The organism is Modestobacter sp. SYSU DS0875, from assembly GCF_054050915.1.
In genome coordinates, this window is record NZ_JBJHAH010000001.1 from 107,663 (window position 1) to 127,211 (window position 19,549).

General features: G+C 76.8%; 17 protein-coding genes. 11 read left to right on the plus strand and 6 right to left on the minus strand.

Features of this window, described 5'->3' with window-relative positions:
- Window positions 1-37 precede the first annotated feature (37 nt).
- A complete protein-coding gene (locus ACI79Y_RS00505) occupies window positions 38-2,977 on the plus strand; it encodes a sacsin N-terminal ATP-binding-like domain-containing protein (protein WP_457156609.1) in 2,940 nt (979 codons plus the stop codon).
- 29 nt (window positions 2,978-3,006) lie between these two features.
- Here the strand turns inward: ACI79Y_RS00505 and ACI79Y_RS00510 are convergent, their stop codons facing one another.
- Both ACI79Y_RS00510 and ACI79Y_RS00515 read right to left on the minus strand, forming a co-directional pair.
- Complete coding sequence (locus tag ACI79Y_RS00510; protein WP_457156610.1) at window positions 3,007-3,387, minus strand: hypothetical protein; 381 nt, start codon at window positions 3,385-3,387, stop codon at window positions 3,007-3,009.
- A 248-nt stretch (window positions 3,388-3,635) separates the two neighbouring features.
- Window positions 3,636-3,935 carry a hypothetical protein gene (locus tag ACI79Y_RS00515; protein ID WP_457156611.1) on the minus strand — a complete coding sequence of 100 codons (300 nt, stop codon included), beginning with the start codon at window positions 3,933-3,935 and terminating at the stop codon, window positions 3,636-3,638.
- A 66-nt stretch (window positions 3,936-4,001) separates the two neighbouring features.
- Here ACI79Y_RS00515 and ACI79Y_RS00520 point away from each other — a divergent pair, with 66 nt between their 5' ends.
- The 3 genes from ACI79Y_RS00520 (at window position 4,002) to ACI79Y_RS00530 (ending at window position 6,164) form a co-directional block, all read left to right on the plus strand.
- The gene (locus ACI79Y_RS00520) at window positions 4,002-5,126 is read left to right on the plus strand and encodes a 5-methyltetrahydropteroyltriglutamate--homocysteine S-methyltransferase (protein WP_457156612.1); all 1,125 of its coding nucleotides are present in this window, start codon (window positions 4,002-4,004) and stop codon (window positions 5,124-5,126) included.
- A 197-nt stretch (window positions 5,127-5,323) separates the two neighbouring features.
- Window positions 5,324-5,689 (plus strand): STAS domain-containing protein, encoded by a 366-nt coding sequence (locus ACI79Y_RS00525; protein ID WP_457156613.1) that lies wholly within the window; start codon window positions 5,324-5,326, stop codon window positions 5,687-5,689.
- Between the two features lie 82 nt (window positions 5,690-5,771).
- Entirely contained in the window at window positions 5,772-6,164 is a 393-nt protein-coding gene (locus ACI79Y_RS00530) for a GNAT family N-acetyltransferase (RefSeq protein WP_457156614.1), read from the plus strand.
- A gap of 24 nt (window positions 6,165-6,188) precedes the next feature.
- Here the strand turns inward: ACI79Y_RS00530 and ACI79Y_RS00535 are convergent, their stop codons facing one another.
- Window positions 6,189-7,064, minus strand: coding sequence for a DUF1206 domain-containing protein (locus ACI79Y_RS00535; RefSeq protein ID WP_457156615.1), 876 nt, complete (start codon window positions 7,062-7,064; stop codon window positions 6,189-6,191).
- A complete protein-coding gene (locus ACI79Y_RS00540) occupies window positions 7,061-7,366 on the minus strand; it encodes a DUF1206 domain-containing protein (RefSeq protein ID WP_457156616.1) in 306 nt (101 codons plus the stop codon). Before ACI79Y_RS00540 ends, ACI79Y_RS00535 begins: the two co-directional genes overlap by 4 nt.
- Window positions 7,367-7,471: 105 nt before the next feature.
- Here ACI79Y_RS00540 and ACI79Y_RS00545 point away from each other — a divergent pair, with 105 nt between their 5' ends.
- The gene (locus ACI79Y_RS00545; RefSeq protein ID WP_457156617.1) at window positions 7,472-8,104 is read left to right on the plus strand and encodes a hypothetical protein; all 633 of its coding nucleotides are present in this window, start codon (window positions 7,472-7,474) and stop codon (window positions 8,102-8,104) included.
- Window positions 8,105-8,382: 278 nt separating this feature from the next.
- On the opposite strand, the gene ACI79Y_RS00550 is transcribed toward ACI79Y_RS00545, so the two are convergent.
- Window positions 8,383-9,255 carry a hypothetical protein gene (locus tag ACI79Y_RS00550; protein WP_457156618.1) on the minus strand — a complete coding sequence of 291 codons (873 nt, stop codon included), beginning with the start codon at window positions 9,253-9,255 and terminating at the stop codon, window positions 8,383-8,385.
- A 64-nt stretch (window positions 9,256-9,319) separates the two neighbouring features.
- Here ACI79Y_RS00550 and ACI79Y_RS00555 point away from each other — a divergent pair, with 64 nt between their 5' ends.
- From ACI79Y_RS00555 to ACI79Y_RS00580, 6 genes are all read left to right on the plus strand, one after another.
- On the plus strand, window positions 9,320-10,027 hold the full coding sequence (locus tag ACI79Y_RS00555; RefSeq protein WP_457156619.1) for a phosphodiesterase: 708 nt from the start codon (window positions 9,320-9,322) through the stop codon (window positions 10,025-10,027).
- A complete protein-coding gene (locus tag ACI79Y_RS00560; RefSeq protein WP_457156620.1) occupies window positions 10,024-11,568 on the plus strand; it encodes an SIR2 family protein in 1,545 nt (514 codons plus the stop codon). The genes ACI79Y_RS00555 and ACI79Y_RS00560 overlap by 4 nt, the downstream gene beginning before the upstream one ends.
- 46 nt (window positions 11,569-11,614) lie before the next feature.
- On the plus strand, window positions 11,615-12,865 hold the full coding sequence (locus tag ACI79Y_RS00565; RefSeq protein WP_457156621.1) for a cytochrome P450: 1,251 nt from the start codon (window positions 11,615-11,617) through the stop codon (window positions 12,863-12,865).
- A 52-nt stretch (window positions 12,866-12,917) separates the two neighbouring features.
- The gene (locus tag ACI79Y_RS00570) at window positions 12,918-13,709 is read left to right on the plus strand and encodes an alpha/beta fold hydrolase (protein ID WP_457156622.1); all 792 of its coding nucleotides are present in this window, start codon (window positions 12,918-12,920) and stop codon (window positions 13,707-13,709) included.
- A complete protein-coding gene (locus ACI79Y_RS00575; protein ID WP_457156623.1) occupies window positions 13,706-15,991 on the plus strand; it encodes a SpoIIE family protein phosphatase in 2,286 nt (761 codons plus the stop codon). Before ACI79Y_RS00570 ends, ACI79Y_RS00575 begins: the two co-directional genes overlap by 4 nt.
- A 161-nt stretch (window positions 15,992-16,152) precedes the next feature.
- Window positions 16,153-17,136, plus strand: coding sequence for an Acg family FMN-binding oxidoreductase (locus ACI79Y_RS00580; protein ID WP_457156624.1), 984 nt, complete (start codon window positions 16,153-16,155; stop codon window positions 17,134-17,136).
- Window positions 17,137-17,210: 74 nt separating this feature from the next.
- Here ACI79Y_RS00580 and ACI79Y_RS00585 read toward each other — a convergent pair whose 3' ends face one another.
- Window positions 17,211-19,526 (minus strand): HelD family protein, encoded by a 2,316-nt coding sequence (locus ACI79Y_RS00585; protein ID WP_457156625.1) that lies wholly within the window; start codon window positions 19,524-19,526, stop codon window positions 17,211-17,213.
- Window positions 19,527-19,549: the final 23 nt, after the last annotated feature.

Here is a 19,549-nt window from a genome sequence, read left to right on the forward strand (position 1 = left end):
ACAGGTGAGGGTCTTCTCCCGGTGGGATGCTCGCCGGGTGTCCGAGCCTGCTGAGCTGCGGCGACGGGTCCTCGCCGCCTGGACCGACTCCCCGGCCCGGTTCCGGGAGGACGCCAACGCCGAGGAGGACCTGGTCCGCGGCGGCTACCGGGACCGGCTGCTCGTGGAGCTGGCGCAGAACGCCGCCGACGCCGCCGCCCGAGCCGGCGTTCCCGGCCGCCTGCGACTGACCCTCGCCGACGACGTGCTCACCGCCGCGAACACCGGTGCTCCGCTGGACGATGCGGGCGTCCAGGCGCTGGCCAGCCTGCGCGCCTCCGCCAAGCGGGACGGCGCGGGCGTGGGCCGCTTCGGCGTCGGCTTCGCCGCGGTGCTGGCCGTCAGCGACGAACCCGCCGTCCTCTCCACCGACCGGTCGGTGCGGTTCAGCGCCGCCGCCACCCGGGAGGCGGTCGCCGCCGTCCCCGCGCTCGCCGCCGAGCTGGACCGCCGCGCCGGCGCCGTCCCGGTGCTCCGGCTGCCGTTCGAGGCGACGGGCGAGGTGCCCGACGGCCACGCTACCGCCGTCGTCCTGCCACTGCGTCCCGGCGCAGCCGACGCCGTCCGCGCCGCGCTGCGCGACCTCGACCCCACCCTGCTGCTCGGCCTGCCGGCCCTCGCCGAGATCGAGGTGGTCGTCGACGGTGCCGTCCGCACCCTCCGTTTGCTTTCGGCGCCGAAAGCGAGGGTGGTCCTGACGGACGGGGAGGCGCGCACCAGCTGGGCGGTGGTCTCGCGCTCCGGCGAGCTGCCCGCGGAGCTGTTCGCCGACCGCCCGGTGGAGGAGCGCGACCGCCGCGGCTACACCGTCACCTGCGCCGTCCCGCTGGACGACGACGGCGCCCCCGCCCCGCTGGCCGGCCGTCAGGTGCTGCACGCGCCCACCCCCAGCGACGAGCCGCTGTCGCTGCCCGCCCGGCTGATCGCGCCGTTCCCCCTCGACCCCGACCGTCGGCACGTCGCCCCCGGACCGCTCACCGACGCCCTGGTCGCGGTGCTCGCGGACGCCTACACCGACCTGATCACCGAACTCCCCTCCGAACCGGTGCTGCTGCAACTGGTGCCGAAGGCAGCGCTGGCCGCCACCGAGTTGGACGCCGCCCTCTGCCGGGCGGTGCTCGACCGGCTCACCCACACCGCCTGGCTGTCGGCCGCCGACCCCGAAGAGCCACCGCTGCGTCCGGACCGGGCCGTCGCGCTCGACGACCCGACGCCCGAGCGGGTCGAGGCGCTGACGGGCGTGTTGCCGGGGTTGCTCCCGGCCGGCTGGTCGCGGCGCTCCGACGGGCCGGTGCTCGCCGCGCTGGGGGTGCGCCGCGCCGGGCTGGCCGAGCTGGTCGAGGCGGTGCGCGGCGTGCAGCGGCCGGGGGAGTGGTGGGCCGCGCTCTACACCGCACTGGCCGACGCCGACCGGGAGGAGCTGGCCGCGCTGCCGGTCCCGCTCGCTGACGGCCGCACCGCGCAGAGCCCGGCCGGGGTGCTGCTGCCCGACCCCGCCCTGCCTCCCGGGCGGCTCGCCCCGCTGGGGCTGCGGATCGCCGACCCCGCCACGACCACCGGCCGGGCCGCCCAGGTGCTCGAACGGCTCGGCGCCCGCCCGGCCACCGCGGCCGCCGTCCTCGCCGACCCGGCGGTCGCCGCGGCGGTGCGGAGCTCGCTGGACCGCGCCGACGACGGGGAGGACGTCGAGCCGCTGGCCGAGGCGGTGCTGACCCTGGTCGCCGCGGCCGGCCCGGGGGAGCACCCGGAGCTGGTCGAGCTGGCGTTGCCCGACGACGACGGCGGCTGGGCGCCGGCCGGGGAGCTGGTGCTGCCCGGCTCGCCGCTGGCCGGCGTCCTCGAGCGCGGTGCGCTGGGCACCCTGGACCGGGGGTTCGCCCGCCGGCACGACCGGGCGGCGCTGGTCGCCGTCGGGGTGCTCGACGGGTTCGCCACCGTGCGCGCCGAGCACCCCGACGACCTCGACGTCGACCGCGCCGAGGAGTGGGCCGACGCGGTGCTCGACCGGCTGCCCGCCGACGCCCCACCGCCCGCCTGGCCGACGCTGACCGCCGTCCGGGACCTGGAGCTGGTGCGGGACTGGCCCCGCGCGCTGCCGCTGCTGGCCGCGCTCCCGGCCGAGGCGCGCGCCGACGTCCAGCTCGGCGTCGTCGTCCCCGGGTACCTGCGCTGGTGGCTGCGGACGTCGCCGGTGCTCGACGGCCAGCGGCCCGACCGGCTGCGGCACCCGGCGGCGGTCGAGTTACAGGGACTGTACGAACCGGTCCGGGAGCTCCCCGCCGACGTGCTGGCGCTCCTCACCCCACCCCGCACCGTGGCCGACCTGCTGGCCGACGTCGACGACGCGCTGGACCTGCTCGACCGGCTCGGCGACCCCCGGCGCACCGTCGTCCCCGCCGTGCTGCGCACCGTGTACGCGCAGCTCGCGGCGGCGCTGGACGACGTGGGCGTCGATCCACCGGAGCGGGTGCGGGTGGGGCCGCGGCAGGTCAGCGAGGACGCCGTCGTGCTCGACGCGCCGTGGTTACAGCCACTGGTCGATCGTGCGCTCGCGCCGGCCGGAGGAGCGCCGGAGTCGGTGGCCGACCTGCTCGACCTCCCGCTGGCCTCGGAGCTGGCCGGGCGGGCGCGGGTGACCAGTCGGCCGGTGCGGACGCTGCCCTGGAGCGAGGTGCCCGGCGCCGGGCTGGCCGCCGCCCGGCTGGGCGTGGCCGAGCTGACCGGGCAGGTGGCGGTGCACGCGGAGGTCGCCGTCACCGGCGGGCGCACGGTGCCCTGGTGGCCGGGCGACCCGGACGCGGTCGACGGCACCCCGGCGGCGTTCGGCCGGGCGCTGGCCTGGCGGGTGGGGGCGTGGCCGCTGCGGGCGGCGCTCACCGAGGCGTTCGCGCACCCCGGCCGGGCCGCGGAGCTGGCGGCCGAGGACGCCGTCGAGTGACGGCGTCCCCGGCCGGTCGCCTGGGGACGCTAGAACCAGCGCGGTGCGGCCTGGGCGCCGGGCGCGTGCCCGTGCCGGCTGTCCGCCCGGCCGGACGACGCGGGCGGCCGCCCGCCACCGCGCGGCGCCCGCTCGTGCGCCAGCCAGGCCGCATGCAGGGACAGCCAGTGCGCTGCGGTCAGCGCCGAGGCCCGCGCGGTCGGGGACAGCCCCTCGGCGTGCAGCCAGCGGGCGCCGGCGGTGCCGGGCAGCTGGCTGCGCAGGGCCGCGCCCAGGGCGGGCTGCCGGCCGTTGCCGGGGGAGGCGAGCACGGCGTGCACCAGGCGGTCGAAGCCGGCGTGCGCCTCCTCGGGCAGCTGGGCGCGCGCCTCGGTGGCGGCGCCCGCGGGGGCAGGGGTGGGTCGTGACATGGAGGCCTCCGGGAGGGAGCAGAGGGCAGCCCGCGACGTCCGGCGGGCAGGCCGGGGAACGGGGGAGTGCGGTGCGGCCGGTCGGTGGTGACCGGCGGCCGGCGGGGCTGCACGGCAGCGCCCGCGGGCGGATCAGCTCAGGCGATCAGGTCAGGAGGTCCGCAGCCGCAGGAAGGAGGTGCCCATGTCGAGGACCGTAGGGCTGGCGCGCCCGTGCGTCGAACGACTTTCCGACGGGCGGTCCGGGGTCAGCGCTCGGCGCGCTGCCGGGCCTTCTCGGCCTGCCGTGCCTTGTGCGCCTCGTAGCGCTGCCGGTCCCGCTCGCGTGCGGGGGCGTTCGCCTCCCACTTGGCCTTGCGGCGCTCGGCGCGGGCCTGCTCGCGGGCCTCGAAGTCGGGGTGCTGGTTCCAGGTGCTGGCCAGCTGGACCATCACCACCCCGATGGCGCCGAAGATGAGCACCACGGCACCGAGGATCGGGTCGGCCAGGAACGCCAGCACGGTGAGCACCAGCCACACGACCCCGGCGACGACGGTGCGCTTCGACATGCCCGCCAGTATCCCCGCAGCGGGGCCGTGTGGGCGGGCGCCGGGGGTCACGGGCATGCTGAGGCCATGTCCGACCTCTCCGGCCCGCCGTTCCGCGCCGACCACGTCGGCAGCCTGCTCCGCCCGCCGTCATTGCTCGAGGCCCGCGCCCGGCACGCCGCCGGGGAGCTCGACGCCGCCGAGCTGCGCGGCATCGAGGACGCCGCCATCGCCGACGTCGTCCGGTTGCAGGCCGACGTCGGCCTGGCCACGGCCACCGACGGCGAGTTCCGCCGCACGACGTGGCACATGGACTTCATCTACGCGATCGACGGCATCAGCAAGGTCGAGGGCTCCGGGGCCAAGGTGCACTTCCGCAACGCCGACGGGAGCATCGACTGGGCGCCCGCGGGGCTGCGGGTCGACGGGCCGCTGCGGATCGACGAGCCGATCTTCGGCGCCGACCTGGCGTTCCTGCAGTCGCAGGTGCAGCCCGGCCAGACGGCGAAGCTGACCATCCCGTCGCCGTCGATGGTCCACTACCGGGGCGGCGCGGCGGCGATCGACCCGGCGGTGTACCCCGACGAGGACGCCTTCTGGGACGCGCTGTCGGCCGCCTACCGCCAGCAGGTGCAGGGCGTCGCCGCGCAGGGCTGCACCTACCTGCAGCTCGACGACACCAGCCTCGCCTACCTCAACGACCCGGCGCAGCGGGCGCAGCTGGCCGACCAGGGGCGGGACGCCGAGCACCAGCACGAGCGCTACATCCGGCAGATGAACTCCGCCCTGGCCGGGCGGCCCGCGGGCCTGACGGTCACCACCCACCTGTGCCGGGGCAACTTCCGCTCCTCCTGGGCGGCCGAGGGCGGCTACGACTTCGTCGCCGAGGCGCTGTTCGGCGGGCTGGACGTCGACGGGTTCTTCCTGGAGTACGACGACGACCGCTCCGGCGGGTTCGAGCCGCTGCGGTTCGTGCCGCCCGGCAAGCGTGTCGTCCTCGGACTGGTCACCAGCAAGCGACCGGAGCTGGAGCGCAAGGACGACCTCAAGCGGCGCATCGACGAGGCCGCCCGGTTCGTGCCGCTGGAGCAGCTGGCGCTCTCGCCGCAGTGCGGGTTCTCCTCCACCGTCGAGGGGAACGCGCTCACCCGGGACGACCAGATCGCCAAGCTGGCGCTGGTGGTGGAGACCGCTCAGGAGGTCTGGGGCTGAGCCGTCAGGGACGGTCGGGCGCCTGGACGTCCCGGCGTGGCGAGCTCCGCCACGCCGGAGACCTCTTGTGCGCAGCCGATCGGCTCCCTAGCGTCAGGGCCACGCGGTTCAACCACCAGCCGTGACCGGGCCCCACCGGGGTCCGGCCGCAAGGCCGGCAGCGTCGCCGGCCGTGCACGGGCCCGCCGGAGGCGACCATGACCGCACTGCCTGTCGACGTCGACCCGACCCGGATCGACGTCACCGTGAACCCCGCCGCCCTCCCCACCGCCGCCGGGTGCACCGTCACCGTGAGCGGTGAGGTGGACTCCACCACCGCCCCCGGGCTGCGCGGCGCCCTCCTCGAGGTGCTCGCCCGACCGGGCGTGGACGTCGTCGAGCTCGACCTGTCCGGGATCACCTTCCTCGACTCCGCCGGCCTCTCCGTGCTGGCGACCGCGCACCGCACCGCGGTGGCTGCCGGGCGCACGTTGCAGATGCGCTGCGGCACCGCCCGCGCCGTGGTGCGGCCGCTGCAGATCACCGGCCTCTGGGACGTCTTCGACGTCCTCGACGCGCGCTGACGCGACGTTCCACGCTCGTCGTGCGCTCCCCTCGCGCCGCACCGCGGGGGGAGTGCACGACGAGCGTGGAACGGCTGCCTGCGTGACCGACCTGACCTGGCGTGGGCGGTTCACCGATGCTGAGCTGAACCCGTTGCACGCGGAGGCATTCGGCCACCGGCTGCTCGACGACGGCTGGGTGGCGCAGGTCGAGCGGCACAGCCTGGGCTGGGTGACCGCGACCGACGCCGGCGAGCTGGTCGGCTTCGTGAACGTCGCCTGGGACGGCGGGGTGCACGCCTTCCTGCTCGACACCCTGGTGCGGCCCGACCACCGGCACCGGGGGATCGGCACCGCCCTGGTCCGCGCCGCGGTCGACGGCGCCCGTGCGGCTGGTCGCGAGTGGTTGCACGTCGACTTCGCCGACCACCTGCGCGGCTTCTACGAGGGCAGCGGCTTCCGGCCCACCGGCGCCGGACTCGTCGCGCTGCGCTGACCCCGGCGCCTCCGGTCGACGGCGTCAGGTGGAGGGGTCGCGGTCGGGGTAGCGGGCCCGGGCCAGTGCGTAGACGCCGAAGGCGGCGAAGCCGACGGCGACGGCGGTGAGCAGCCACTGCCCGGTCGGCACCGCGCCGATGGCGTGCATCGCGCCGTCCAGCCCGGTCGCCGTCGCCACGTCCCGCACCACCGCCGCGTGGACCAGCAGCCCGCCGGACAGGCCGAAGGCGATGCCCTTGGCCACGTAGCCGACCTGCCCGATCCACTCGATCAGCGGTTCCCACCGGTCGGGGGCGGCGCCCAGGTCGATGTCCCGCATGAAACCGCCGGTCACCCCGCGCACCAGCACGTACACGCCGACCGCCGCGACACCGACGCCCACCGCGCCCACCAGCGTCGAGCCACCGGGGATGCGCAGCGCGTCCCCGGTCAGCTCCTGGAACCGCTCGTCGGCCTGGTACCCGGCGCCGGCGGCGAACAGCAGCGCCGTCGCCCCCAGGACGGCGTAGACGACCGCCTTCGCCCCGCACTTGGCGCAGACCACGCACACCCGCAGCCGGTGACCGGGCCGCAGCAGCCCCGCCCACCAGCGCAGCACCTCCCCGCCCTGCCACACCGCGAGCGCCAGCAGCCCGAGCCCGATCACCCACAGCAGCGCGAGCCCGCCGGGTGAGCCGGCCACCGCCTGCAGGGCGCCGGTCTGGTCGGCGTCCTGGGTCGGCGGCTGCACGACCCAGGCGATCCGGGCCGCCAGCCAGCCGATGAGCAGGTGCAGCACGCCGTAGGCGACCAGCCCGACCCGCGCCAGGTGCTCCAGCGCCGGGTGGTCGGTCACCTCACGGGCGCGGGTGACCGCGTCGTGCACCCGCCGCAGGGCGCCGTCCGCCCCCGCGCTCACGTGCGCTGCGGGAAGCGGGCGCGGAAGAACGAGAAGACGCCGAACGCCGCGATGCCGACCGCGACCACGGGGAGCAGCAGCCGGCCGAACGGCGCGTCGAGCAGGGTCTGCAGGGCCCCGTCCAGGCCGCTGGCCTTCTCCGCGTCGAAGGTGAGCGCGGCCCAGCCCAGCAGCCCGCCCACCAGGGCCAGGGCGGTCCCCTTGGCCGGGTGGCCGAACTGCCCGACCCGGGCGAGGTGCTCGAGGGCGTCGCTGTTCCTCGCCTGCCGTGCGGAGGTGCCTGGCCCGGAGGTCGTCCCCACGTGTCACTCCTCGTCGTCCGGCCCCAGTGGCGGCGATCAGCGTGGCACAGCCGGGCTGCCGCCGCCCGCGGACGATCACCGGAGCGGGTGGGGGACACTGGGCCGGTGACGAACGCCGTGACCGCCGGCCGCCTGCCCGGCACCGCCCCGACCACCCCTGCGCAGGCCCGGCGGACGTGGCCCCGGACGGCCGCTCTCGGCGCCGCGCTGATCGTCCTGGCGGTCCTCGCGCTCACCTGGTCGTGGGGGCCGCAGCTGCTGCTCGGCGCCGCCGGGGTGGTCGCGGTGGTGCGCGGAGCGGCCCTGCTGCGCAGCGCCCGGGCCGGAGAGGTGGCGCGCGCCGGGGCCGTCGGTGGCGCGGTCGCCGTCTGGCTCGGCGTGGTCGCGGTCCTCGTCGCCCTGGTGTCCGCGACGGCCACCGGCTGGGTCCTCGTCGCCGGCGTCGTGCTGGTCCCGACCGCGCTCGCCGTCGCGGCCACCGGCCGGGCGGTCGCGCTCGCGGTGGGTGGCGCGCTGGTGGCCGGTGCGGGCGTCGTCGGCGTCACCGGCGGGGCCGACTCCCTGCTGGCCACCGGCCGGGTCGGTGCGGCCGCGCTGGTCGGCGTGCTGGGAGCGGCCGACCTGGCCGCCGCCGCCGGGCTGGCGCGGCTGGCCCGGCGCCCGGAGCCGGCCGCCCCGGCCGGGTGCTCCGGGTGCGCGTGCAGCTCCGGCGGGTGTGCCGCCGCCGCCCTGCGCTGACCCCGCGGCGTCCCCCGGGGCGCTCCGAGTCGTTCCGTCCGCGCAACCTCCCCGTCACCCGACCGGCCTAGCGTCGGTCGCGGCGACGACGCCGGTGGTCCCGGCGTCTGCCGGGCACGACGAGGCCGGCTCCCCGGCCGGGGAGGAAGCGAGTCCGATGCGCACGATCGAGCGGACCGTCTGGGTCTGCGAGAACTGCAACCGCTCCAACAGCTCGAGCCGCAAGCGCTGCACCGACTGCGGCACCACCCGGCACTGAGCCGGGGCGGTCCGCCGGATCAGCCCCCCAGCAGCTCCGCGACCAGCCCGCGCAGGTGCGCCGCGCCCGCGGCGTCGTCCACCAGCGCCGGGTCGGTGCGCACCGGGTACGGGGTGGCGGGCAGCGGTCCGGCCGGCCGGACGTCGACGTGGGTGACCCGGTGGCCCAGCGCGTGCAGCTGATCGGCCATCCGGTAGTCGCTGCGCGAATCGCCCACCGTGTGCCACTCCCGGGGCAGCGGCCCGTCGGCGGCCAGCAGCGTCAGGGCCCGCCGGGCGCCGAGGTCCTTGCCGACGTTGGCGGACTCGACGTCGGTGGCGATCACCGAGGGGTCGACCCGCCACGGGACAGCGCCGGCGGCGTCGGGGCGCACCCGGTCCCGGTAGCCGACGCCCAGCCCGCGGCCGGCGAGGGCGTCGACGAGCTCGGCGTCGAAGGCCGTCTGGGCCCGGGTGTAGTCCGCGGCCGGCACGTCGGTGCGCGCCTCGACGCTGGCCATCGAGCGCTTGGTGTCGTCGAGGAACATCGTGTCGCGGTACCGCGGGAGCAGCTCGCCCACCACCTCGTGCACGAGCGGGGGCACCGCGAGCGCCTCGTCGACGTGCACCGGGCCCATGCCCTCCGGGCCGATCGAGGTCCACACCGCACCCTTCTCGCACACCGCGTGCAGCCGCGCGCCGCGCGGCAGCCCACCGGCCAGCAGCGGTGGCACGACCTGCGCGCGCAGGAATGCGTCCGAACGGCCGGTGTTGAACACCACCGGCACACCGGCGGCCAGCAGGGCGCGGAGGTCCGCCACCAGACCGGGGGCGGCCACCGTGCGGGTGGCCGGGCTGGCGATCGGCCCGTCGACGTCCAGCAGCAGGCCCAGCGGGGGAGCGGTGGTGGTCACCGGGCCATCCTGCTCACCGGACACCCGATGGGTGACGCGGGCCCCGGCTGGTAACCGGGACTGCATGGCAGACCTGGGAACGGTGGCCGGCCGCGCGGTCGCCCGGCCGCTCGTGGCGCTGACCCGTGTGCGGCGAGCCAAGCCGATGCACCCGCACGGCGTCCTCTTCCGGGCCCGCGTCGAGCGCACCGGCCCCGCCGCCCCGTGGGGGGTGGACTGGATCGACGACCCCGGCGAGCAGGAGGCGCTGGTGCGGCTCAGCCGCGGGGCCGGGCTGCCCCGGACGCTGCCCGACGTGCTCGGCCTGGCGCTGCGCCTGCCGGACGGCGGCCCCGGAGGCCGCCCGGTCGACCTGCTGCTGAGCAGCACCGGCCGCGGGCGGCTGACCCGCCTGGTCCCGGTGCTCCGCCGGGACGCGGCCGCCACCTACGGCTCGATCATGGCCTACCGCACGCCGGTCGGGCCGGTGACGCTCGCCGCCTGGGCGCGCCCGGCCACCCTGCCCAGTGACCGCGCGACGCTGGCGGTCCGGGCGCCCGGCACGGTCTTCACCCTCGCCGCGGCGCTGGACCGCGGGCCGTGGGAGCCGTTCGCCCGGGTGGTGCTGGGCGCGCCTCACGAACCGCCGGACCCGCCGCTGCACTTCGACGCCGTGGTCGACCACCCGCCGGGGCTGGTGCCCGACGGCCTGATCGCCCGGTTCCGGCGGCCGGCCTACGCCGCGGTCCGTGCCGAGCAGCAGCACGGCGACCCGGCGCCGTCCGGCCGGTGACCGGCCACGTCTTCGTCGTCGGGGCCGACCTGACCCGGCTCTCCTGCGACGACGTCCTGGTGCCCACCGACCGCACCGGCCGGGTCACCACCGGCTGGCTCCCGCTGCTGCCCGCGGACGCACTGCGCGACCGGGACGCGGAGGGAGCCTGCGTCGCCGGCTGGACCGGTGGCGACCGGGTGCGCGAGGTGCCCGGCTGCGGCGAACGCCGCGCCTGGCTGGTGGACACCGTCGACACCGGCCCCCGGGCCGACGACGCCGGGCTGGCCTGGCTGCTCGACGGGGCGCGGGAGGCGCTGGCCGCCGTCGCGGCTCGGGCGGTCGAGGCGCCGGTGCACGGGCGGGCCCGCCGGCTGGTCGGGCTGCCGGCGCTGGGCACCGGGTGGGGTGGCGCGGCCGGCCGGCGCGGGGAGCTGCTCCAGCAGTTGCTCCCCGTGCTGCGGTCGGCCGCCGAGGAGCACGGCTTCGACGTCGCGCTGGTGCTGCGGCGGCCCAGCGACCTCGCCGCTGCGCAGCGGGTCCGCCGGGCCGAGGGCGGTGGCTGGCGGCTGCCGGAGGAGCTGCGCGCGGTGGCCGAGGAGCTCGGCGGCCGGGCCCGCGCCGGGGAGCTCGCGGTCTTCCTCGGCGCGGGGGTGAGCGCGGCCGCCGGGCTGCCCACCTGGGAGGCGCTGCTGGACGAGCTCGCCGAGCGGGCCGGGCTGACCGGCGCCGAGCGGTCCGGGCTCTCCCACCTGCCACCCCAGGACGCCGCCGCACTCCTCGCCCGGTCGCTGGGCCGCGACGAGCTCGCCGGGTACGTGCAGGAGCGCTTCGGGCCCGGGCCCTACTCGCTGGCGCACGCGCTGGTCGCCGGGCTGCCGGTGGGCGAGTACGTCACCACCAACTACGACCCGCTGGTCGAGCTCGCCGCCGCCGACGTCGGTCGGCCGCTGCGGGTGCTGCCCTTCGACGAGGCGACCGCCGGCGACCCGTGGCTGCTCAAGCTGCACGGGGACGCCGCCCACCCCGAGAGCATCGTGCTGACCCGTGAGCAGTACCTGGAGTTCGGCGACCACCGGACGGCGCTGGCCGGGGTGCTGCAGTCGCTGCTGCTCACCCGGCACGTGCTGTTCGTCGGCACCTCGATGCTCGACGACGACCTGATCCGGATCGCCCACCAGGTGCGCAGCGTGCTGCACCGGCCGGGCGGGTCACCGCGGCGGCGCACCGGCACGGTGCTCTCGGTGAAGGCCGACCCGGTCCGCGCCCGGCTGTGGGAGCAGGACGTGGACACCGTGGCGATGGCGGACCGCGACACCCCCACCCCGGAGGCGGCCCGGCGGCTGGAGGTGCTGCTGGACCTGCTCGGCTGCCTGTCCAGCCGGCCCACCGGCTACCTGCTCGACCCGGCCTACCGGGACCTGCTCGACGCGGAGGAGCAGGAGCTGGCCGGTGCCCTGGTCGGCGTGACCGAGGCGCTGGCCAACGGCAGACGCCGCAGCTGGGCCGGGCACGAGGTCCGCCGGCTGCTGGTCGACCTCGGCTGGGCCGACACCGAGTGACCGGCGGCCCGTTTCCCCCCGTACCTCCGGTGGGCAAGGCAGCACCATGACCCGGAGGCCGCGACTGGACCAGACGATCCCGATGCTCGCCCAGGGCTACGCCTGGCTGCCCGGCCGCCGCCGCGCCGCCGGCCGGGACACCGTGCACAGCCGGCTGATGCTCCGCCGGACGCTCGGGGTCAAGGGGCCCGCGGCCGCGCGGTTCCTGTACGACGAGGGCAACGTACGGCGCAGCGGTGCGCTGCCCGAGCCGGTGGTGAGCACGCTGTTCGGCCACGGTGCCGTGCACACCCTGGACGGCGAGGCGCACCGGGTGCGCAAGGGCATGTTCATCGAGCTGCTCATGGGGCCGGAGCGGATCTGGCCGCTGGTCGGACAGGTCTCCGCCGCCTGGGACGCCGCCGTCGACCGCTGGTCCGAACAGCCGCAGATCGTGCTGATGGACGAGGCCGCCCGGGTGATCACCCGCGGGGTCTGCGACTGGGCCGCCGTTCCGGTGTCCGACGAGGAGCTGCCCGCGCTCACCCGGGACCTGACCGTGGAGGTCGACGGGTTCGCCACCGCCGCTCCGCGGCACTGGCGCGCCCGCCGTGCCCGGCAGCGGCGGGAGGCCTGGCTGGCGGGCATCGTCGAGGAGGTCCGGGAGGGCACCCGCTCGGTCCCCTCCGGGTCGGTCGTCGACGTCGTCGCCCGGCACCGCGACGCCGACGGCGAGCTGCTGGAGCCGCGGGTCGCCGCGGTCGAGGTCCTCAACGTCGTCCGGCCCACCGTCGCGGTCAGCTGGTTCGTCGGCTTCGCCGCGCACGCGCTGCACACCTGGCCGCAGCACCGGGAGCGGCTGCGCGCCGGCGACCGGTCCTTCGCCGTCGCCTTCGCCCACGAGGTGCGCCGGTTCTACCCGTTCGCCCCGTTCATCGGCGGCCGCAGCCCCCAGGAGGTCGAGTTCGACGGCGAGCGGGTGCCCGCCGGGTCGATGGTGCTGCTGGACCTGTGGGGGCAGGACCACGACCCCGAGCTGTTCCCCGAGCCGTTCGCCTTCCGGCCCGAGCGCTTCCTGGACGGCGACGAGGTGCGCGAGATCGGCCAGTGGGAGCTGGTGCCGCAGGGCGCCGGTGACCCGCGGACCGGGCACCGCTGCCCCGGGGAGGACATCACCGTCGCGCTGCTGTCCGCTCTGATGCTGAAGCTCGCGCAGCTGGACTACACCGTGCCCGAGCAGGACCTGTCGATCTCGCTGAGCCGCATCCCGGCCCGGCCCGCCAGCGGCGTCGTGCTCACCGACGTCCGGCCCGGCTGACCGCAGCGGCGCACGCTGGTCCCGGGAGCGGCCGGGCGCGTAGGTTCTGGTCATGAGCGTCCGCCTCCGGCACGCCGTCCAGGTGAGCGGCCGGCCTGAGGGTCGGCCGATGGTGTTCGTCCACGGGTACGGCTGCGACCAGAACATGTGGCGATTCGTCGTCCCCGACTTCGAGGTCGACCACCGGGTGGTGACCTTCGACCTCGTCGGCTTCGGGAACTCCGACCTCTCCGCCCACGACCCGGTCCGGCACGGCTCGCTGCACGGGTACGCCGACGACGTGGTCGAGGTGCTGCGCGAGCTGGAGCTGACCGACGTGGTCTTCGTCGGTCACTCGGTCAGCGCCATGATCGGGGTGCTGGCCCACGCGCGGGCCCCGGAGCTGTTCGGCGCGATGGTGATGGTCGGGCCCAGCGCCCGGTACGTCGACGACGGGGACTACGTCGGCGGCTTCTCCCGGGAGCAGATCAAGGAGCTGCTGGACAGCCTGGACGCCAACCACCTGGGCTGGTCCACCGCGGTGGCACCGGTGATCATGGGCAACCCCGACCGCCCCGAGCTGGCCGCCGAGCTGACCAACAGCTTCTGCCGCACCGATCCCGACGTGGCGCGCCAGTTCGCCCGGGTCTCCTTCCTGTCCGACAACCGGGCCGACCTGCCGGGCGTCGACGTCCCCACCCTGGTGCTGCAGTGCGCCGAGGACGTGATCGCCCCCGAGCCGGCCGGTCGCTACGTGCACGAGCACGTCGCCGGGTCGGTCTTCACCCAGCTGTCCGCGACCGGGCACTGCCCGCACCTGAGCGCTCCGGAGGAGACCACCGCCGCCATCCGGGCGTGGTTGTGACAGCCAGCCGCGAGGCGGCCGACCGACGGCACCGGGACGACGAGCGGGCGCGGCTGGCCCAGCTGCTGGAGAACGACCCGGCCGACCTCTACGAGAACGCACCCTGCGGCTACCTGTCGACGCTCCCCGACGGCACGATCGTCAAGGTCAACGGCACCCTCTGCAGCTGGCTCGGTCGGCCGCGCGAGGAGGTGCTGCGCACCCGGCTGCGCGACCTGCTCAGCGTCGGCGGCCAGGTCTTCCACGACACCCACCTGGCCCCGCTGCTGCGGATGCAGGGGGCGGTCCGGGAGGTCGCGCTCGACGCGGTCCGAGCGGACGGCTCGCTGCTGCCGTGCCTGGTGAACGCGGTCGAGGTGCGCGACCCCGACGGCAATCCGGTGATGGTCCGCGCGACGCTGTTCGAGGCCACGGCCCGGCGGCGGTACGAGCGCCGGATCCTGACCGCCCAGCGTGCGGCGGAGCTCTCGGAGGCGCGGTCCGCCACGCTGCAGCAGGTCGTCGTCGAGCTGGCCGGCGCGACCACGGTCGGCGACGTGGCCACGGTCGTGGTCCAGCAGGCCCGGGCCGCGCTGCGCACCCGCGGTGCCGCGCTGGTGCTGGTCTCCGACGGCCCGGCCACCCCGGCTGCGGACGACGGCGGGCCGGCCGACCCCGGGGTGGAGGTCGTGCGCAGCGACGGGCTGCCGGTTGAGCTGCTGGCGGAGCTCACCACGGCGGCGGACGGGCGGATCGCCCTGGAGCTGGCCGAGGGCCTGCGGGTGGTCCTCCCCGACGAGCGGCTGGCGGCCCGCCGTCCCCGGCTGGCCGCCGCGATGGCAGGCGCGGCGTTGCGCGCGCTCGTCGTCGTCCCGGTGGCCGCCGACACCCGGCGGCTGGGCGTGCTGCTGCTGGGGCTGGCCGGCGAGAACCCCGGCGAGCTGATCGACCTCGACCAGCCGGCGGCCGGCGAGCTGTCCGACGGCGACGCCGACCTGCTGTGGACGCTGGGCCGGCAGGCCGGGCAGGCCCTGGAGCGGGCCCGGCTGTACGAGGAGACCACGCGGCAGGCCGAGCGCTCCGCGTTCCTGCTCGACGCCGCCCGGCTGCTCGCCCGGGCCACCGGCGTCACCGAGACCGTCGAGCGGCTGGCGGAGATGGTGGTGCCACGGCTGGCCGACGTCTGCCTGCTCGACCTGGTCACCGAGGCCGGCACGTACCGGGTGGTCGCCCGGCACGGCGACCCCGCGCGCCAGCACCTGGTCGACGCGCTGCGCGCCTGGGCGCCGCCGGCGCGGGAGCTGCCCCACCCGGCCCGGACGGCGATGGCGGAGGGCCGCACCCGCTGGTTCCCGGTGGTCACCGACGAATGGCTGGCCGGCGTGGTGCGTGACCCGGAGGAGCTGGCCGCCGTGCAGGCGCTGGAGCTGGCCGGGGTGGTCAGCGTGCCCCTGGTCGCCGAGGGGCGGGCGCTGGGGGTGCTGACCGTCTCCGCCGACCGCCGCCGACGTCCGCTGACCGCCGCCGACGTCGAGCTGGTCGAGCAGCTGGCGCTGCAGCTGGCACTGATGATGGCCAAGGCACAGCGCTACGAACTCGAGGCGCGCACGTCGCACACCCTGCAGGCCATCCTGCTGCCCCCGCCGCCGCCCCGGGTGCCCGGCATGCAGGTGGCGGTGCGGTACCTGGCGGCGACGCACGGCGTGGAGATCGGCGGGGACTTCTACGACGTCGCCCAGCTGCCCGGCGACCACGTGGCGATCGCGGTCGGTGACGTCGTCGGGCACGACATCACCGCTGCGGCCACCATGGGCCAGCTGCGCAGCGTCTACCGTGCGCTGCTGGTGGAGAGCCCCTCGCCCACCGCGGTGATCGACCGGCTCCAGGCCAGCTGGCCGCTGCTCGGGCTGCAGCGGATGGCCACCGCGCTGTTCGCCACCCTCGACCTGCCCAGCGGCCTGCTGCACGTCGCCTCGGCCGGCCACCCGCCGCCGTTGCTGGTCACCGACGCGGGCGCGGAGTTCCTGCCGGTGCGGCCCAGCCGGATGCTCGGGGCGCCGGCATCGGCCCCGGCCGAGTGGAGCGGCGTCCTGCCGCCTGGCGGCACCCTGGTGCTGTTCACCGACGGGCTGGTGGAGAGCCGCAGCGACGACCTCGACGCCGGTCTGGAACGGCTGCGGGTGGCGGCCGGGCGCGCGCCGACGGCCGACCCCGACGAGCTGTGCGACCGGCTCCTCGCCGACCTGGCCGGCACCCACCGGGCCGACGACATCGCCCTGCTCGCCCTCACCCGCCACCGCTGACCCCGCATCCCGGAGAGACACAGGAAGCGCGGCACCGGTTTCCTCCGGACAACCGGGTGCACAGGACCCTCTGCCTGGGGTGTGCCGCGGGACGTTCGGCCCGTGACGTCCGGCCCGGCGCGGGCGAGGGTGGGGGTGTGGCACACGGAGAGGGGACCTCGATGCTGGACGCGGACCGGTGGACGCAGGTGGTCGAGCGGGCGGTGCGGGCACCGTCGATCCACAACACCCAGCCCTGGTCGTTCCGCGCGGACGGCGACCGGCTGGAGGTGCGGCACGACCCGTCCCGGGCGCTCCCGGCGGTCGACCCGACCGGCCGCCAGCAGGTGCTGAGCGTGGGCGTCGCGGTGGAGTTCGCCGTCGTCGCGCTGGCCGCCCTCGGTGCCGCCGTCGAGGTCGACGTGCTGCCCGACCCGGCCGACCCCGAGCTGGTCGCCGTCGTCCGGGTCACCGGTGAGCAGCAGCCCAGCCCCGCCGACCAGCGCGCCGCCGAGGCGATCGGGCAGCGGCACACCGACCGGGCCCGGTTCCTCGAGCAGCCGCTCCCGACCGGTCTGGTCGAGCGGCTGGAGCGCACCCTCGGGCGGAACGGCGTGTGGCTGAAGCTGATCGACCACAGCGAGGAGGAGACCGCGGTCGCCACCCTGCTGGGCGAGGCGGAGGAGGCCGAGCAGCGCGACCCGGCGTACCTGGCGGAGCTGCGCGCCTGGACCCGCACCGACCCCGCGTCGCCGGACGGGGTGCCGGCCGCCGCGGTCCCGGACGGTGAGCAGCGGACGTCGAACATGCCGGTGCGCGACTTCGGCACCGCCCGGCCGGTCCCCGCGGCGGTGCCCGACGACGACGACCCGCCGCCGCCGGTGGAGCACCCCTCGGTGCTGCTGCTGGGCACCGTGGCCGACGACCGTGTTGCCTGGGCGCGCGCCGGGATGGCGCTGGGCCGGCTGCTGCTGGAGCTCACCCAGGCCGGGCTGGTCGCCTCACCGCTCACCCAGGCGCTGGACCAGTCCTGGGCCCGGGCCCGGCTGACCCGCCGGCTGGACCTGGTCGGCCACCCGCAGATGCTGCTGCGGCTGGGCGCCCCCTCCGGCGCGGCGGTGCCCAGCGGCCGCCGCCCGGTCGCCGAGGTCCTCACCCTCGCCTGACTCCGCTCCGCTGTTCGGCCCTCTCCAGGGGCCCGCCCCGAGCGTGCGAGGGGTGGGGAGGAGAGGGTCCTTTCTCAGTCGTCGGTGAGGCGGGAGAGCTCGGGCGGCAGCTCGCCGGGGTGGACGACGGCCATCCGCTGGGTCGCCCGGGTCAGCGCGACGTACAGGTCGCTGTGCCCGCGCACGCCCTCGTCCAGGATCGCCTGCGGGTCGACGACGACGACCGAGTCGAACTCCAGCCCCTTGGCCTCCACCGGCAGCAGCACCACGGTGCCGCGGGAGGAGTCGGCGGCCGGGCCGGTCTGGGCGCCGGGCAGCGCGGCGGCGACGGCGGCCTGCCGGCTGGGCGGGACGATCACTGCCGCGGTGCCGCCCCGCGCGGCCAGCTCGGCGGCGATCTCCGCGGTCCGGTCCGCCAGCGCGTCCTCGGTCACCCGGTGGGCGGTCGGCGGGACGCCGGTGCTGCGCACCGAACGGGGCGCGGCGGTCACCGCGTCACCGGCGGCGAGCACGTCGGCCGCGACGTCCATGATCTCCGTCGGCGTCCGGTAGTTGACGGTCAGCTGGGCCAGCCGCCACTGCCCCTCGGCGTGCGGGCGCAGCGCCTGCGCCCAGTCGGTCGCGCCGGCCAGGCTGCCGGTCTGGGCCAGGTCGCCGACGACGGTCATCGACCGGGTCGGGCACTTGCGCGCCAGCAGCCGCCACGCCATCGGGGAGAGCTCCTGGGCCTCGTCGACGACGACGTGCCCGAAGGTCCAGGTGCGGTCGGTGGCGGCCCGCTCCGCGGCGGTGCGGACGTCGACCTCGGTCTCCCGGTCGGCCAGCATCTCGGCGTCGAGCAGGTCGACGGCGGTGAGCTCCTCGCTCTCCTCGTCCTCGTCGGCGTCGTGCGAGCGCGAGCCGTACAGCAGGTCGAGGGTCTCCTGGGCGTGCTCCCGCGCCTGTCGCCGACGCCGGGCCTCCGCGGCGCGCTCGGCGCTGTCGTCGTGGCCGAGCAGCTCGTCGGCCTCCTCCAGCAGCGGCACGTCGGCCGGGGTCCACGCGGCGTCGGCCGGGCGGTGCAGCAGCGCCCGGTCCTCGTCGGTCCAGCCCCGGGTGGCCCGCCGGATGCGGTCGGGGTCGGCCAGCAGGTCGCGCAGCAGCTGCTCGGGGGAGAGCACCGGCCACATCTCGTCGATCAGCGCGCGCACCCCGGCGTCGGCGGCCATCTCGCGGCGCACGTCGTCGACGTCCCGGCGCGACAGCAGGCTCTCCGCGCCGCGCACGTCGTTGCCGATCCGGCCGAGGAACCGGTCGGTGACCAGGTCGACCACGGCCCGGGCGAACGCCGGGCGCGCCAGGTTGTGCATCCGTGAGGCACGCCGGCCCACGGTGCGGCAGCTGGTGAGGTCGGGCCCACGCAGCCCGATCCGCACCCCGTCGATCACCAGGTCCCGACCGCCGCGGGGCACGACCTCCCGGTCCCGGACGGCGGCCTTGAGGACGTCGACCATCGCCAGCCGGCCCTTGAGCTCGGCCACCTCGGGCGCCTCGGTGCCGCGGGCGTCCAGCCCGGGGCGCAGCTGGCCCAGGCCCGACAGCAGCACGCCGGTCTCACCCAGCGCCGGCAGCACGTCGGCGATGTAGCGCAGGAAGGTCGGCGTCGGGCCGACGACGAGCAGGCCGCTGCGGGCCAGCCGCTCACGGTGGGTGTAGAGCAGGTACGCGGCCCGGTGCAGGGCGACGGCGGTCTTGCCGGTGCCCGGACCGCCCTGGACGACGAGCACCCCGCGGACGTCGCTGCGGATGATCGCGTCCTGCTCGCCCTGGATGGTGGCGACGATGTCGGTCATCCGGCCGGTGCGCTCGGCGGTGAGCGCGGCCATCAGCGCGGCCTCGCCGGTGAGCTCCGGGCCGTCCCCGCGCTCGGGGTCGACGGTGAGCACCTCGTCGTTGACCGCGGTGACGGTGCGCCCGCGGGTGCGGATGTGCCGGCGCCGGACGACGCCCTCGGGCCGGAACGCGGTCGCGGTGTAGAACGGCCGGGACGCCGGGGCCCGCCAGTCGACCAGCGCGGGGTCGCCCGCGGGGTCGTCGGCCGGCAGCCCGACCCGGCCGATGTAGAGCGGCTGCGGCGCCGCCTCGCGGTCCAGCCGGCCGATCACCAGCCCGTGCTCGGCGGCGTCCAGCGCGGTGATCCGCGCCGACTGGAACCGGGCCGCGGCCTCCCGCTCACCGAGGGACTGCGGGTTGATCACCGGCATCGCCAGCGCCTGGCGGAACCGCATCACCGCGAGTTCGCGGGCGGCGTCCAGCCGGCGGTACAGGTCGGCGACGGCCGGCTGCTCGGCCGCCCGCTCGGTGTCCTGCACGGAGTCGTCCGCGACCCCGGCCGCCGGTGAGCTCGACAATTCCGGTCTCTCCCTGTTCGTCC